This window comes from Streptococcus periodonticum (assembly GCF_003963555.1).
GTDB classification, from domain to species: Bacteria; Bacillota; Bacilli; order Lactobacillales; family Streptococcaceae; genus Streptococcus; species Streptococcus anginosus.
Genome location: NZ_CP034543.1, coordinates 1,203,370 through 1,219,453 on the forward strand (window position 1 = coordinate 1,203,370; position 16,084 = coordinate 1,219,453).

Below are 16,084 nucleotides of genomic sequence, written 5' to 3' on the forward strand. Positions count from 1 at the left end.
TTACCAACTTAAATCAAAAATATGTTATACTTAGTAGTGAAAATTTTAGGAAATAAGACAAGGAAGTATATATTTGTGAAAACTATGACTAGGAAGATGCTCAACTTCATGAGTACAAGACTAGGTTTTGTCTTGACCTTACTGACCCTTTATTGGCTGAAAACCATGTGGGCCTATTCTGTTGATTTTAATCTGGATATTCAGGGTGCCTATCAAGTCTTTCTCGCTATCATCAATCCTCTTCCATTAGGATTATTACTGATTGGACTAGCATTTTATATTAAAAAAACCAAGGTTTTCTATATTCTAACAGTTGCGCTTTATATTTTATTATTTGTCTGGCTCATTTCAAACTCTATCTATTATCGCGAGTTTAGTGATTTTGTTACTGTCAATACCATGCTCGCTTCAAGTAGTGTTTCTGCTGGTCTGGGAGAGGCTGCGCTTGAACTATTCCGACCTGGAGATTTGATTTACATCATTGATTTTCCAATCTTAGGTTTTCTTTTTTATAAAAAATGGATTCGTTTAGATGATCGGCCATTCAACAAGCGAGCTAGTTTTGCAATTACTGCTCTATCCAGTATGCTATTTTCAGCCAACCTCTTTTTAGCAGAAGTTGACCGCCCAGAGTTATTGACACGCGGCTTCTCTAATTATTATGTTGTCCGCGCCCTAGGGTTGCCAGCCTTTCTTGGCTATAGTGCTAATCAGACTTATAGTGCCAACAAAGAACGCTCTAAAGCAAGTGCTGAAGATTTGAAACCAGTTGAAGAATACGTCAAGTCACACTATGCCGAGCCAAATAAAGAGTATTACGGAATTGCTAAAGGTAGAAATGTCATCTATCTTCATTTAGAAAGTTTCCAACAATTCCTGATTGATTATAAATTAAAGTCTGAGGGCAAAGAATACGAAGTAACTCCATTCCTCAATTCTCTTTATCATTCAAACTCAACGTTTGCTTTTTCTAATATCTTTAATCAAGTAAAAGCTGGAAAAACATCTGATGCAGAAACGATGTTAGAAACTGGTTTGTTCGGTCTCAATCAGGGCTCCTTTATGGTAAACTATGGTGGAACAAACACGCAGCAAGCTGCTCCGTACATTTTCTCAAAAAATGGTTATAATTCTAGTGCCGTTTTCCACGGAAATGCTGGTAGTTTCTGGAATCGAAATACCACCTACAAACAATGGGGATATAACTATTTCTTCGATTCTTCTTACTTTTCTAAGCAAGACAAAACGAATTCATTCCAATATGGTCTGAATGATAAGATTATGTTCAAAGATTCTATTAAATATCTTGAACATTTACAACAACCATTTTATGCAAAATACATCACCGTTTCTAATCACTATCCTTATACAACTAGCTTGATTGGAGACGAGATTGGTTTCCCACTTGCTTCAACCAAGGATGAAACAATCAATGGTTATTTTGCAACGGCCAATTATCTAGATTCTGCCGTTAAATCATTCTTTGACTACTTAAAAGCATCTGGCCTTTATGAAAATTCTATCATCGTTCTTTATGGTGACCACTACGGTATTTCCAATTCACGGAACCCTTCGCTAGCACCATTGCTAGGCAAAAACTCTGAAACATGGTCTAGCTACGACAATGCCATGCTACAAAGAGTTCCTTATATGGTCGTTATTCCTGGTATGACAAAAGGAAAAGTCGTTAATACCTATGGCGGACAAGTTGACCTTTTACCTACTCTGGAACATTTGCTCGGTATAGACTCTAAACAATACTTGCAAGTCGGTCAAGATTTGTTATCATCTAAACATCAACAAACCGTTGCCTTTCGTTCATCAAACTATTTTGTAACTCCTAAGTATACTAGCTACAGTGGACGTACTTACTACACAGAAACAGGAGAAGAAATTACCAATCCAGATGAAACAACTAAGGCAGAATTGGAAAAAATCCGCAATACAACCAATGAGCAGTTGAAAATGAGTGACCTGATTCAAACCGGAGACTTGCTTCGCTTCTATACTGGAAATGATTTAGGGAAAGTGAATCCTAAGGACTATTCTTATACCAACTCACTTAAATCATTATTATCTATTGAAAAGAAAAAAGGTGATGAATCTACAAGCCTTTATAGCAAACGAGGTGGTAATTCAACTGTTGATCTGTTTAATTCCCCAAGCTATCGTGCTCTTCACCCTGAACAATTTGAATCAACAAGTAGCGGTTCCTCCTCATCAACAGAAGAATCCAGCTCTTCTTCTAAATAACCAAAAATCCCATACAAGTAAAATGAACTGTATGGGATTTTATAATGAAACAAAACACTTAATTTAGCAATATTTTGATGACTTGATTAACCCGATCAAAGTAAAACTGCTCTTCGTCATAAGTAATGCCTGTTGCTTGCGCCAACAAAATCAATATTTCCATAAAAAATTGAGAAGAAAAACCTGTAGTGGAATGCAATTCTTCTTCATCAAAATGTTTAATCAAATGCGCCAATGGGTTCCGAACGGATTTCTCCAACTTTCGTAGTTCTTTGACCATGATTTTAACTTGCTCTGGTAAATCCAACAGTAAAATCAAGCTAGCCAGACTAGAAGAATGAACTGGACTTTCAGCATGAAAAGTGCTCAAAATGGGGTGTCCTGTATTTTTCATCTTTTCAAAATTCCAACGATCGTAACTCGCTTCTCTAGAATTATGAATGTAAGATTCAATATCAGGAATTTCTTGCTTAATCAAACGCATAAAAATCCGATAAATCGCCGGACTAACAGCACGAATAAAGTCAATCACTTGTTCGTTTTTGAGCTTTGCTTCTAAGTCATATAGGTAATTCGCTAATTGCTCATCTTCCTCAGAATCATGACAAAAAAGTTGAAAATCATTTCTAATTTTCAACTGATATTCCATAGCAGGGCGAATATTCAACTCTCTCCGCTCTGCCATGATATATAAAAGTTCAACTAGCTTTGATTCTGCATCGTTCAGTCTTTGAGCCAATTTATAGGCATGAGCATAATCATAGCGAGAAATAGCGTAAATTATCTCTTCTTTGACGTCTAAATTTTCAATCATGATTCTGAAATAAGCGTTTCTAAACCGACTTTCATCATATCTGTAAAAGTCGTTTGTCGTTCTTCCGCTGTTGTGTCTTCATCTGGATGAACTAAACTATCTGAAATGGTCATAATGCCAAGTGCTTCGACATTATATTGAGCAGCTAGATAGTAAAGAGCTGCCGCTTCCATTTCCACAGCCAGAACTCCCATTTTACCAAGTTCGATATTTTTTTCACCATAGTTGGAGTAGAAAACATCTGATGATAAGACACTTCCAACGTGCGTTGTCATACCAAAATCCTTGGCAAGGTGATAAGCCTTATCTAAAAGACGAAAACTTGCAATTTGCGGAAGGTCATATTGAGGCCAATCATTACGAATGATATTTGAGTTTGTCGCTGCTGCTTGCGCTAATACCAATTCACGTACGTGAACGTCTTTATTCAAGGAACCAGCTGTTCCTACACGAATTAAACGTTTCACGCCGTAGTTAACAATCAACTCATGAGCATAGATCGAAATAGACGGAATTCCCATTCCAGTTCCCATAACACTAACACGATGCCCCTTATAAGTCCCTGTATAACCAAACATGTTGCGAACTTTATTAAAACATACAGCATCTTCTAAAAAGTTTTCGGCAATAAATTTGGCACGGAGTGGGTCTCCAGGTAGTAAAATTTTATCGGCAATTTCGCCTTGTTTTGCTGCAATATGGATTGACATAAGTAAGATACCAAGCCCGTCAAAAACCCAAACTGAAAAGTACAAGCGCTAAATAACTTTTCTTAGGAGCTTATTCATCTCAGAAAGGATTGCGTGCGGGTTTTATTCCTTTCGTTTCTAGTTGAGTTCAGAAAGAGATGTGATTGTAAGCTCAATCTTCGACTCTTTTTACATTTATGTTTTTTATAATTCTGCAAGGATTGCTTTTACAAGTCCTTTGAAATCTTCTTTGATTCGTTCAGTCACTTCCACCACTTCTTCATGGTTTAGCTCGCTTTGGAAACCAGCTGCAAAGTTTGTAATAGCTGAAATTCCCAATACTTTCAGGCCTGAGTGGGCTGCCACAATTACTTCTGGAACAGTTGACATACCAACAGCACTTGCACCTAAGGTTTGGAAAGCGCGGATTTCAGCTGGTGTTTCATAAGTTGGTCCCGTCACACCCAGATAAACTCCTTCTTTCAATTCAATGCCTAATTTTTCGGCTACGGCGTGGGCTTTTTCACGGTAAGCTTTTGTATAAGCATCAGACATATCTGGGAAGCGTGGACCAAATTCATCCAAATTCGCTCCAATCAAAGGATTTTGCCCCGTCAGATTGATATGGTCTGAAATAGCCATTAACGTCCCTGGACCATATCCAATCCCTCCAGCGGCATTGGTAACAATGACACCTTCACAACCTAGTGCTCTCATCACACGAACAGGGAATGTCACCACTTCCATCGGATTTCCTTCGTAAAAATGAAAACGTCCTTGCAAAGCCAGTACTTTCCGACCTGCTAAATCGCCATAAACCAATTTACCAGCATGCCCCACTACTGTTGAGCGACCCCAATTTGGAATGCCTGCATAGTCAATGCTGACAGCATTTTCAATCTCACCAGCTAATTCTCCCAAACCAGAACCGAGAATCAAACCAAATTCTGGTGCAGTAATTCCTTTATCTTTTAAAAACTGTGCTGTTTCGTTAACTTTATCCATTAAATTCATATCTTTATCCTTTTATATCTTTTTTAATTTTCACTCGAAAAATATTGAATGACACAATTACGCTCCACTCTTAAGAGCATATTCTAATCTTTCCTGTTCTTTTTGAACAGCACTTAATGCAGTACCAATTCGGACTGAATCCATGACAATGACATGAATATAATTGTATGTGACATAAAATTCTACTCTCCTTTTGATTTGGTTGATTTTAAAATTTGCACGCCATTTCTTCCAGCAACAATGACCATATCCACCATTTGATTAAAGAGTCCATGTTCCACAACGCCAACTACATGATCTAGCTTTTGCCCAAATTCGACTGGATTTTCAATCACGCCTAAGTCAAGATCAATAATGAAATTCTGCATATCCGTGACATAGCGCTGCCCATTTTTTTCACGAAATAACGGTTTATAGCCTGCATGTTCAAAACGACGGAAAAGCTGTTCTGCTCCGTATTGTACGACTTCTACCGGTAATTTGAAAGCACCTAGTTTACCAACCATTTTACTTTCATCAACTACCCAAATGTAGGTTTTGGTTGGAGTTGCGACAACTTTTTCCATAAGCAGAGCGCCGCCACCGCCTTTGATACCGTTAAAGTCAGTATCCACCTCATCAGCTCCATCAACGGTCACGTCTACTTCATCTACTTCATCAATTGATTTCAAAGGAATACCTAAACGCCGAGCTTGTTCACTCGTTGTGCTTGAAGTTGTAACTGCTGTTATTTTCAGTCCTTCTTCCTTGATACGCCGTCCAACTTCTTCCACAAAATAATAGGCAGTCGAACCCGTTCCTAAACCAACTACCATATCGTCTTTCACATATTCTGCAGCTTTGATTCCTGCCATTTTTTTGAGGTTTTCCATTTTTGCTCCTTTATTCAATCTGCTTCTAGTATACCATGATTTGCCAACTTTAGCACCCCAAAAATGAAACCACTTTCTTTTTAAATGATCCCTTTTTTACAAACATTCTAAAATCCGAATATTCTATTTTTCTTGATTATAAAACACCAAAAATTCCAGATTTTATCTGCTAAAATTTGATATATCAAACGAATAAACAAATGATATTTGAAGCTTTCTTAAAATTTATTTTATTGTATTAAAAAGAGATGATGAATTTATTTGAACAAAAACAGCATGTAAAAATCTTGCGACGAACCTTGTTTTGCGTTACAATGAATATAGATTGCATAAACACATTATAAGGATTAAATTGATGATAACCAAAGAATTTGATACGATTGCTGCCATTTCCACTCCTCTTGGTGAAGGAGCTATCGGCATTGTTAGACTGAGCGGGACGGACAGCTTTGCCATTGCTCAAAAAATCTTTAAAGGAAAAGATTTGAGTACCGTTGCCAGTCACACACTAAATTATGGGCATATTATTGACCCAGAAAAAAACGAAATTTTAGATGAAGTTATGGTTGGAGCTATGCGTTCTCCTAAAACCTTCACGCGCGAAGACGTGATTGAGATTAACACTCACGGAGGAATTGCTGTGACCAACGAAATCCTCCAATTAGCTATTCGAGAAGGTGCTAGAATGGCGGAACCTGGTGAATTTACCAAGCGAGCCTTTCTCAATGGACGTGTGGATTTGACGCAAGCAGAGGCTATTATGGACATTATTCGGGCAAAAACGGACAAAGCCATGAATACCGCCGTCAAGCAACTGGACGGCTCTCTATCCGATCTCATTAACAACACACGTCAGGAAATTCTTAACACACTAGCTCAAGTTGAGGTCAATATTGACTATCCAGAATATGATGACGTTGAGGAAATGACTACCAAACTGTTGCGTGAAAAAACAGCTGAATTTGAAAAACTTTTAACCCAGCTTTTAAAAACAGCTCGTCGCGGTAAGATTCTGCGCGAAGGAATTTCGACTGCTATTATTGGTCGCCCTAATGTCGGAAAATCTAGTCTCCTTAACAACTTGCTCCGTGAAGATAAGGCTATTGTAACGGACATTGCTGGAACCACTCGCGATGTCATTGAAGAATATGTCAACATCAACGGAGTGCCACTCAAGTTGATTGATACTGCGGGTATTCGTGATACAGATGATATTGTCGAACAAATCGGAGTAGAACGTTCCAAAAAAGTGCTCCAAGACGCTGACCTTGTGCTTCTTGTGCTGAATGCAAGCGAGCCATTGACAGAACAAGACCGCAAACTGTTAGAAATCAGTCAAGACACCAATCGTATCTTGCTGCTCAATAAAACTGACTTAGAAGAAAAGATTGAAGTTGACCAGCTTCCCGATGACTTTATCAAGATTTCTGTTCTTCAAAATCAAAATATTGATAAAATCGAAGAACGAATCAACCAACTTTTCTTTGAAAATGCAGGCATTGTAGAACAAGACGCTACTTATCTCTCTAACGCTCGCCATATTTCTCTGATTGAAAAAGCTGTCGAAAGTCTCCAAGCTGTCAATGAGGGACTGGATTTAGGAATGCCTGTTGACTTAGTGCAAGTAGATCTGACTCGGACCTGGGAAATCCTTGGTGAAATAACAGGTGACGCCGCTCCTGATGAACTCATTAGCCAACTTTTCAGCCAATTTTGTTTGGGAAAATAATAGTAAATAAATTCGAACAAAAACAAGTAAGCTCTATGATTTCTATAGGAATAACCTTAGAAATCATAGAGCTTTTTACTTTTCATCAAAAAGAGAATAAGACAGAACTAAACATTTAAAATTTTTAGTTCGTAGTTTCATCCTTTCATTACTAAACCGATAAAATGGCAGAAACTTCGTTCTCATAGAGCAGACACAATATTATGCTCTGATTGTCATGAATGGAGAACCTTCTGTATTGTCAGTTGGATCCAAACTCCGTACTCTAAATAAATAATCTACTGAATAATAGCCATTATTATTAGGATTATACGGATCCATTACGTAAGTCATTCCGTTGTTATAGCCTCTCATGACTAGCTCATGTGTAACAGGATAATTTGCAAATACACTGGTTCCTACTGCACCAAGCACATGGTATCCCATAGCAAGTGCTTCTCGCACAGCTGCAGTTGACCCTAAAGTCTCTGTTTTTAGGCCCCAATGCCGTGCTGCTAATACAATTCCGTGGCTCGTTGTTCCGTAACTTCTCTTATTAAATTCATTCGTAGAGTGATAGAGATAATCGGCCACAGTCGTTGGCAAGACAGTCTGTCCTGTAATACCAGAAATTGCCATAGCGACTGTCGTTGGAACGCAGCCTGTTGCAGCAAACGTATAGCCACCATAAGTTCGTCTTGCCCAACGACTATCACGTTGAGAATAATATGGTGTCGGATAAGACGTTTTAGAAACTTGTACTGTGGTGCCCGCCACTCCAACGAGTTTACCATTGTTTTGAATGTAATACAAATGAATATTGTATTCTCCGGTTGAGTTCTTATGGTCACTCGCTTTCACAGTTATCTTATAGGTACCGTCTGATCGTTTCGCAGCAGTGTACCAAATGATGTCATCTTGACCATTCACACTAGACCAAGTTGGCAATTTCACTTCACGAACACCATAAGGACTGGAAACATTAGACACTACCACGTCAAATGTTCCTGTTTTAGGATTATTATTTTGAATCGTGATTTTTCCAGTTGGTTTAAGGTTTTCCGCAGAAATTGTCACATTGGTTGATGTACCGCCTACTCCAATTAATGTTCCATTGTTTTGAACATAGTACAAATGAATATAGTACAAACCGGTTGAATTCTTATGATCACTTGCTTTAATGAATGCCTTATAAGTTCCATTGGTCTGTCTAGTGGCAGTGTACCAGATAATATCGTCCTGACCATTGACATTAGACCAGGTCGGTAATTTCACTTCACGAACACCATCTGGATTAGAAACGTTGGAAACAATTACTTCAAAAGTCCCTTTATTGGCATCTTTATTTTGAATTGTTAATGTACCTTTTGGACGTGCAATTGAAACTTCTGTCGTTGTGCCACCAATCCCAACGATTTTACCATTTCCTTGGATGTAGTAAAGATGAATATGGTACAAACCTGTGCTTCTTTTATGGTCACTCGCTTTGACAGTTGTTTTGTAAGTTCCATTGGCCTGTCTAGTGGCAGTGTACCAGATAATATCGTCCTGACCATTGACATTAGACCAGGTCGGTAATTTCACTTCACGAACGCCGTAAGGGCTAGAAACACCTGAAACAATCACATCAAAGGTTCCTGTGTTAGGATTATTATTAGCAATAGTCACTTTTCCTTGAGGTCGTCCAAATGAAAGCTCGGTAGTTGTTCCACCTACGCCAACCAATTTCCCATTATTTTGAATGTAATAAAGGTGAATATGATAGAGTCCTGTAGAAAATTTGTGATCTACTGCCCTTACTGTTACTTTATAGGTTCCATTAGTTTGCTTTGTCGCTGTGTACCAGATAATGTCATCTTGACCATTGACATTAGACCAGGTCGGTAATTTCACTTCACGAACGCCGTAAGGAGCAGAAACGTCCGACACAATCACATCAAAGGTTCCCGTGTTAGGATTCTTGTTTTGAACCGTGATTTTTCCCTTTATTGGCTGATTTACAGCACGATTGCTTGGAGTTGCCTTATTCGTAAATCGTCCAGTATAATCCACACTTTGGTCAAATACATGACGACCAGGTAGTAGTTCAGCTTGCGAAGTAAACTGCCAAGCACCTGCTTCACTATTATATTTCAGTGTTTTCGCATCATCGGCACTTAATTTTGAAGTTGGATATTGCGCTACCCAGAAATTTTCCAAGCCAAATTGTTCTGTTTGGATTGGTCCTTTCGTTCTAAGATTGTTTCGATCAAGCCAACTTGCACTTGTATAGTACATCAAATTTGAAAAACCCATACGCCGCATTTCATCTGCCCAAGCTTGAGTAGTTGCATTGATATTCGGACGCATATCAGAATCTTCAATATCATTTACCATAACAGTTGAGGAAGGAAGGTTCAATCGCCTTGCTTCCTCTGCAAAATAGCGCGCTTCTGCTCTTGCTTCTGCTTCATTAGTATAATGAGAAAAAGCATAAGCCGACACTTGCATACCTGCCGCTTGTGCATTCTGTGTTTGAGAAGCCGCATAAGGATTTTTATAACTCGTTCCTTCTGTTAATTTGACAACAACCCCATTTACCCCTTTTTCAGCTAAATGTTGATAATCCTCTTTGCTGATATGCCCATTATGACTGCTGACATCCACAAAAGTTGATTTTTTCACTTGTGCATCAGGATTACTTCTAGCTGTTGCTTGATTATTCTGTGCAGCAAAAAAAGTTGACTTGTTGTCTTTTTTAGTCTCAGTTGTAGTTGTCGAATTTTCTTTTACAACATTTTGTTCTTCTGAAACTTTAGCTTCAGTTGAAGCAGTAATTGCTTCGTTTTTAGATGAAGAAGATGAAGTTGTTTGATTTATTGGAGCAGTTTGAGTTACTTCTTTTGTTTGGAGTTCAGCTAAAGAATGAGTTTCTTGTTTGTTGAGTTCTACTGTCGGCTCTAGCGTAGAAGTTTTTACAGGTTCATCAGCAAAAATTTGCTGTGAACTAGCTGCAATTAAAATAGCTGTGCTTGCTAAATAAAATAAACTTTTCTTTTTCATTTTATTTCTCCATTTTAAAATAAGCCTGCCATAAAATATGGCAAGCTAACTATTTCTTTTAAGAAATTATTTTACAAAGTCCAACAATGCAAGGAAACTTTCTGCTTCAAGTGATGCTCCACCAACAAGGGCACCGTCAACATCTGGACATGCCATGTATTCAGCAACATTGTTAGGTTTTACTGAACCGCCGTATTGTACACGAACTCTATCCGCTACTGCTTGGCCAAAATCTGCTGCAACTGTGTCACGAACAACTTTACACATTTTTTGTGCGTCATCTTGGCTAGCTGATTTACCAGTACCAATAGCCCAGATTGGTTCATATGCGATAACAAGTGAAGAAACTTGTTCTTCTGATAAGCCAGCAAGAGCGGCTGAAACTTGTCCACCTACGAATTCAGCAGCTTTACCTGCTTCATAAGTTTCAAGTGTTTCACCACAACAAATAATTGGAAGCATCCCATTTGCAAAGATTGCTTTTGCTTTTTTGTTGATATCTTCATCTGTCTCATGGAAGTATTCACGACGTTCTGAGTGACCAATTACAACATAATCTGTGCCCATTTCAGAGAGAACTTTGGGACTATTTTCACCAGTAAATGCACCAGCATCTTCAAAATAGCAGTTTTCTGCGGCAATTTTAAGATCAGAACCCTTAGCAGCTGCAAGAACTGTTGACAAGTCAAGGGCTGGAGCTGCGATACCAGCTTCAACAAGTTCTGATGAAGGCAATTTAGAAGCTACTGCTTCAACAAATGCTTTAGCTTCTTCTGGATTTTTGTTCATTTTCCAGTTACCAGCGATAAACGGTTTACGTGACATTTCACATACCTCTTCTTTTTTTATTTACATCTATCATTTTACCATAATTTAATAGAGAAATAAAGACTGAGTCGAATGAAATCATAAAAAAGAAAGCCCCGCAATAGCGGAGCTTGTTTGTCTGACTTTAATTGTTCATCTGGGAACTTAACTGAATTAAGCTTCGATTTCTGTAACCATACCTGAACCTACAGTACGTCCACCTTCACGGATAGAGAATGTAGTTCCTTGTTCTACGGCAATTGGGTGGATCAACTCAACATCAATTGTTACGTTATCACCAGGCATTACCATTTCAGTACCTGCAGGAAGTTCGATTGAACCTGTAACGTCTGTAGTACGGAAGTAGAATTGAGGACGGTAGTTGTTGAAGAATGGAGTATGACGTCCACCTTCTTCTTTAGTAAGGATGTAAACTTCACCTTTGAACTTAGTGTGTGGATGAATTGAACCTGGTTTAGCAAGAACTTGTCCACGTTCGATTTCGTCACGTTGGATACCACGAAGAAGAACCCCTACGTTATCTCCAGCAAGACCTTCGTCCAATTGTTTACGGAACATTTCAACACCAGTAACAACTGCTTTTTGGATTTCGTCACGGATACCAACGATTTCAACTTCGTCGTTGACTTTAACAGTACCACGGTCGATACGTCCTGAAGCAACAGTACCACGTCCAGTAATTGAGAATACATCTTCGACTGGAAGAAGCAATGGTTTGTCAGTGTCACGTTCTGGTTCTGGAATGTATTCATCAACAGTATCCATCAATTCCATGATGATGTCTTCATATTTTTCATCACCTTCAAGAGCTTTAAGAGCTGAACCTTGGATAACTGGGATTTCATCACCTGGGAAATCGTATTCTGAAAGAAGGTCACGAATTTCCATTTCAACCAATTCAAGCAATTCTTCATCGTCAACCAAGTCAACTTTATTCATGAAGACGATAAGGTATTTAACACCTACTTGGCGTGAAAGAAGAATGTGTTCACGAGTTTGAGGCATTGGTCCGTCAGTTGAAGCTACTACAAGGATAGCTCCATCCATTTGAGCAGCACCAGTGATCATGTTTTTAACGTAGTCCGCGTGTCCTGGAGCGTCGATGTGAGCATAGTGACGTTTAGCAGTTTCGTATTCAACGTGTGCAGTGTTGATAGTGATTCCGCGTTCGCGTTCTTCTGGAGCAGCATCAATAGATGAGTAATCTTTTGGTTGGTTAACTGAACTTGGAAGACGACGTGCAAGTACAGTCGTGATAGCTGCAGTTAGGGTAGTTTTACCATGGTCAACGTGTCCAATTGTACCGATGTTAACGTGTGGTTTACTACGATCGTATTTTTCTTTTGCCATTTGAGTAAAAGCCTCCAATAAAATATATTTTATAGATAGACAGTAGGCAATACAGTCTAACTTTCCTTACTATTTTATCAAATTTTCTTCAAATTGCAAGCATTTTACGCCTTTGTTTGTGTCTAAATTTTTGAGAACCAATAAAATCCCCTACAAATCAAGAAAATTAGTATAAAATATTTCCAAAAAAACAACTGAGACAAATTATTTCTTGCCCCAGTCTTGACGTTATTGCGTTTTTTATGTTACAATACTGTTTGACTGATTAAGCAAGTGTCTTTTGTCTTAATCGGTGGTGTAGAAGCAGCAACTTCTACACCTTTTTTGTTTTTTCAATATAATTATTATATCATTAACACTAAAATAATGCAAGCAAAACAAGCCAAAAAAGCGTTAAAAATAAGGATTTTTTGACGCTTTTTTATATTCACACCGCTGCATTAAATGACCTGCAATTCCATGAGTTTTAGTGAAAGGATTTTGCCAACTTCTTGTTTTTAGCTTGCCTGCACTCATAACAACCGACTTATACTGCTCATACTCTTGTTTCCATCTTCCAAAAAATAACTCTTCTAATTCGTCCTTTCTTTCTAAAAGAATCATTTGAGATAAGGTATTAGCTCCCTTTTCACTCCAATACATTCCGTGATGTTTCATACGATAAGTAATTTTTCGGTGTTGCGATTCCATAATCCCAATATTTACATCAGAAAGTCCTCTTAAAGTAGCTGGTTTTGTATATCTAAAATTCCTAAACAGCTTTTGTTTAAAAGATAAAAGTTGGTTCATTTCTTCTTCGTCTGTAATCAATCCTTCACAGGTATCAAATACTGTTTTCAACAGTTCTTTATCATGTGTTTGGATAGCTTTAAAACAAACATCTTGCAAATCTTTAGGATAAGGTTTAAAAAAGGATTTGATTTTCTCATTCAAGTGATAAGCGTCCCAAAAATGTTCATGCCGTCGGATGTTTAAAGCCTTCTTTAACTCAATAAAGATTCTACATGTATAACCTTTCCCGTTATCTGAATTAGAAATTAAAACAGTATCAGGTGTAATTTCAAAATAGTTATAGAGATAATCTAATAATTCCTCTTTTGCTTTCGCATGACTGCTATTGATAATCTCTTTTTTATTCTGCAATTCATAACGATTTGGACCTACTCGCTTTCGTCCAGTATGGACAACAAAGTGAGCCAAATCCATGTTTTTCCGTTCATCTCCTCCAGAGTTACACTTTACCATAACGCCGTCACCTTCAACATAGATACGATTACTTTTAATCTTTTGAACAGTGTTATCATCCTTTAGATAACGATAGCGCTCTTTTGCTTTCAAAAGTTTGTTTGCTAGTTTAACAACCTTTAAAACAGTATCTTTTGAAATCACAATAGAATAATCCATTTCAATAATTTTACATACTTGGCGATAAGGTAAAAAAGTGGCTAATTTTGAAATTCTGAACAGCAATTCTGGAGCATAGCGAACATGCTTCTTTAATCCCAATTTTTCATCAACTGGAATCCGTGTTCGTTTCCCATTTGTCCAACGACTCCTACTAAATGTGACTTCTCCAAAAAGAAAAGCAACTGTTCGTTCACTTTCATTGATTCTTCGATACCCTTTGGCACGCATAATCGGCGCAACGTATTTCTCAAAAGAAGAAATAAATTGATAAAATTTATCTGGTTCATCTGCTCGAAATTGGCTTAATAATTCTTTTTCACTAATCACTTTCAAATCCATAATTCTTATTTTACAAAACGCATGAATTATTTTCAAAAAAAGAATTTATTTCAGAACATAAAAAACACCGGCTAAAAGCCGATGCCTCTTGTTAGAGTTTTGAACCTCTTACATTATACCATAAAACAGAAAAAGTCTATATTATTTCTTCTTGACAGCAAATATATTTATAATTATATTTGTGTTTATGACTACAATTATAGATATAGTTATTCCATACTTTCTAATAATCTATCTAGATAATCAGAAGCTGAACGAGCACCCGCAGCTTTAGCCAATCGGTCAAGCTTTTCTCGGTTACTTGGCTTGAGCATAAACTGAAATTGCTTCTTTCTCTCAAAACTAGCATTGTTAGTAGTAAAAATAGGCTGTGCTGCTGGTTGATTAGTTTCTTCAATGATTTTGGATATTTCTTTTTCCTTAGGGGTAAATGCCATGACTATCTCCTTTTTTGTTTATACTTATAATTGTATTTGTGTTTATAAATATAATTATATTGTATCATAAATTTTGGAGAAAGTCTGCTCCAATTCGTCAAAAAACTTTTTATGCTTTTTGTATAGATCAGGATTTTCTTTCATATCCGCAATAGAAATCTTCTCAATCGTGGAATGGTTGAATAATTCCTTAGCTGGCACAATCCCTAACAGATTATCTTCTCCTTTTTCTTCAGCTTCTAGTCCAAGTGCTTCTAGTAACTCTCTAGAAGAACCGTAATTAGGACGAATCATATTTGCCAAGAAATAAAGTTTGGCAGTAATATAGGACTCTCTCGTCCGATAGTCAATCACATCTTTTCTAAAAGCCTCCAAACGACTAGAAAGATTAAACTTAGCATTATAACCAAATTCAGAAGGTGTTAGTGGACTGATAATCGCATGGCTGACAGCCACCGCATTTTTTGTCGCTGTCGCAAAATCTGGACGGCAATCAATCAAGATATAGTCAAACTGATCTAATTGTTTCTTCTCGTAGTTATCTTCTAACCAGAGATAGAGCAGCATATTTTTCTTGTCGCTATTCTCCAAGTCTCGCTCAACCGCATCTAGCTGGACAGAACCAGGTATAAGACTGATGTTCTCTTTGACCTGTTTAATCTCCACGTCTCCACTTTTGAAAGTATTGGCAATTGTGTTCTTGCTCTCGTAAATATTATAGCACTGGGTCAGGTTACACTGATGGTCTAAATCAATTAAGAGAACTTTGTTCCCCTTTTTAGCCAACCACTCCGCATAGTTAAACGTTAAGGTTGTTTTTCCGACGCCACCCTTGATGGCAGCAAAACTTATGATCTTCATTTTTCATCCTCCGAATTGTTGTTATTTCTTAATATAAGCTGCTGGGCTATCAAAATACTTTGAATGGCAAATACTAAAGTATTACAATATATACCCAAATTTGCATAACCTAAAAACAAACAAATAACTCCTAGAATAAGCATGGAAAAACAAAATATACTAACAGATAATTGTGATTTTGTCATTTATAATTCTCCTTTTTAAACCTCGAATGATGCTAAAATAAACAGAGCATAAATTCCAATTCCGATAATAATTGTAAATATACCACTTGATATGATATAAAACATTGGATACTTTGTTAACAGAAGATATAAGGTTACTCCAACACAAACTAAGAAAGTAACTAAAAGAATATACGTAATTGTAAGAAAGTATTTTTTCATGAGATTCCCCTCCTAATTTCTATACTTCTATTATATCATTATAAATATATTTGTCAATATATTTATAATGATATTTATGATTGT

General features: G+C 37.3%; 13 protein-coding genes. 2 read left to right on the forward strand and 11 right to left on the reverse strand.

Annotated elements, in window-relative coordinates; translation table 11 throughout:
- The first annotated feature begins 84 nt into the window (after positions 1-84).
- Positions 85-2,253 carry an LTA synthase family protein gene (locus EHW89_RS05885; RefSeq protein ID WP_405194485.1) on the forward strand — a complete coding sequence of 723 codons (2,169 nt, stop codon included), beginning with the start codon at positions 85-87 and terminating at the stop codon, positions 2,251-2,253.
- A 58-nt stretch (positions 2,254-2,311) separates the two neighbouring features.
- Here the strand turns inward: EHW89_RS05885 and EHW89_RS05890 are convergent, their stop codons facing one another.
- The 4 genes from EHW89_RS05890 to rpiA all read right to left on the reverse strand — a co-directional run bounded on the left by EHW89_RS05890 (position 2,312) and on the right by rpiA (position 5,642).
- Complete coding sequence (locus EHW89_RS05890; RefSeq protein ID WP_126467278.1) at positions 2,312-3,067, reverse strand: hypothetical protein; 756 nt, start codon at positions 3,065-3,067, stop codon at positions 2,312-2,314.
- Positions 3,064-3,777, reverse strand: a complete 714-nt coding sequence (deoD, locus tag EHW89_RS05895; protein WP_126467280.1) for a purine-nucleoside phosphorylase — start codon at positions 3,775-3,777, stop codon at positions 3,064-3,066. Before deoD ends, EHW89_RS05890 begins: the two co-directional genes overlap by 4 nt.
- Before the next feature lie 183 nt (positions 3,778-3,960).
- Complete coding sequence (locus EHW89_RS05900) at positions 3,961-4,770, reverse strand: purine-nucleoside phosphorylase (protein WP_126467282.1); 810 nt, start codon at positions 4,768-4,770, stop codon at positions 3,961-3,963.
- A 182-nt stretch (positions 4,771-4,952) separates the two neighbouring features.
- Entirely contained in the window at positions 4,953-5,642 is a 690-nt protein-coding gene (gene rpiA / locus EHW89_RS05905) for a ribose-5-phosphate isomerase RpiA (protein ID WP_126467284.1), read from the reverse strand.
- Positions 5,643-5,997: 355 nt separating this feature from the next.
- Here rpiA and mnmE point away from each other — a divergent pair, with 355 nt between their 5' ends.
- A complete protein-coding gene (mnmE, locus tag EHW89_RS05910) occupies positions 5,998-7,371 on the forward strand; it encodes a tRNA uridine-5-carboxymethylaminomethyl(34) synthesis GTPase MnmE (protein ID WP_126467286.1) in 1,374 nt (457 codons plus the stop codon).
- 201 nt (positions 7,372-7,572) lie between these two features.
- On the opposite strand, the gene EHW89_RS05915 is transcribed toward mnmE, so the two are convergent.
- The 7 genes from EHW89_RS05915 to EHW89_RS05945 all read right to left on the reverse strand — a co-directional run bounded on the left by EHW89_RS05915 (position 7,573) and on the right by EHW89_RS05945 (position 15,799).
- Positions 7,573-10,392 (reverse strand): GBS Bsp-like repeat-containing protein, encoded by a 2,820-nt coding sequence (locus EHW89_RS05915; protein WP_126467288.1) that lies wholly within the window; start codon positions 10,390-10,392, stop codon positions 7,573-7,575.
- 66 nt (positions 10,393-10,458) lie between these two features.
- A complete protein-coding gene (gene tpiA, locus EHW89_RS05920) occupies positions 10,459-11,217 on the reverse strand; it encodes a triose-phosphate isomerase (protein ID WP_126467290.1) in 759 nt (252 codons plus the stop codon).
- A 156-nt stretch (positions 11,218-11,373) separates the two neighbouring features.
- On the reverse strand, positions 11,374-12,570 hold the full coding sequence (gene tuf, locus EHW89_RS05925; protein WP_003023932.1) for an elongation factor Tu: 1,197 nt from the start codon (positions 12,568-12,570) through the stop codon (positions 11,374-11,376).
- Between the two features lie 393 nt (positions 12,571-12,963).
- Positions 12,964-14,316, reverse strand: a complete 1,353-nt coding sequence (locus EHW89_RS05930; protein WP_020999733.1) for an ISLre2 family transposase — start codon at positions 14,314-14,316, stop codon at positions 12,964-12,966.
- Between the two features lie 209 nt (positions 14,317-14,525).
- Positions 14,526-14,753, reverse strand: coding sequence for a hypothetical protein (locus EHW89_RS05935; protein ID WP_041791224.1), 228 nt, complete (start codon positions 14,751-14,753; stop codon positions 14,526-14,528).
- Between the two features lie 54 nt (positions 14,754-14,807).
- Positions 14,808-15,614 (reverse strand): ParA family protein, encoded by an 807-nt coding sequence (locus tag EHW89_RS05940; RefSeq protein ID WP_020999734.1) that lies wholly within the window; start codon positions 15,612-15,614, stop codon positions 14,808-14,810.
- Positions 15,611-15,799 (reverse strand): hypothetical protein, encoded by a 189-nt coding sequence (locus EHW89_RS05945; RefSeq protein WP_037567226.1) that lies wholly within the window; start codon positions 15,797-15,799, stop codon positions 15,611-15,613. Before EHW89_RS05945 ends, EHW89_RS05940 begins: the two co-directional genes overlap by 4 nt.
- Positions 15,800-16,084 lie beyond the last annotated feature (285 nt).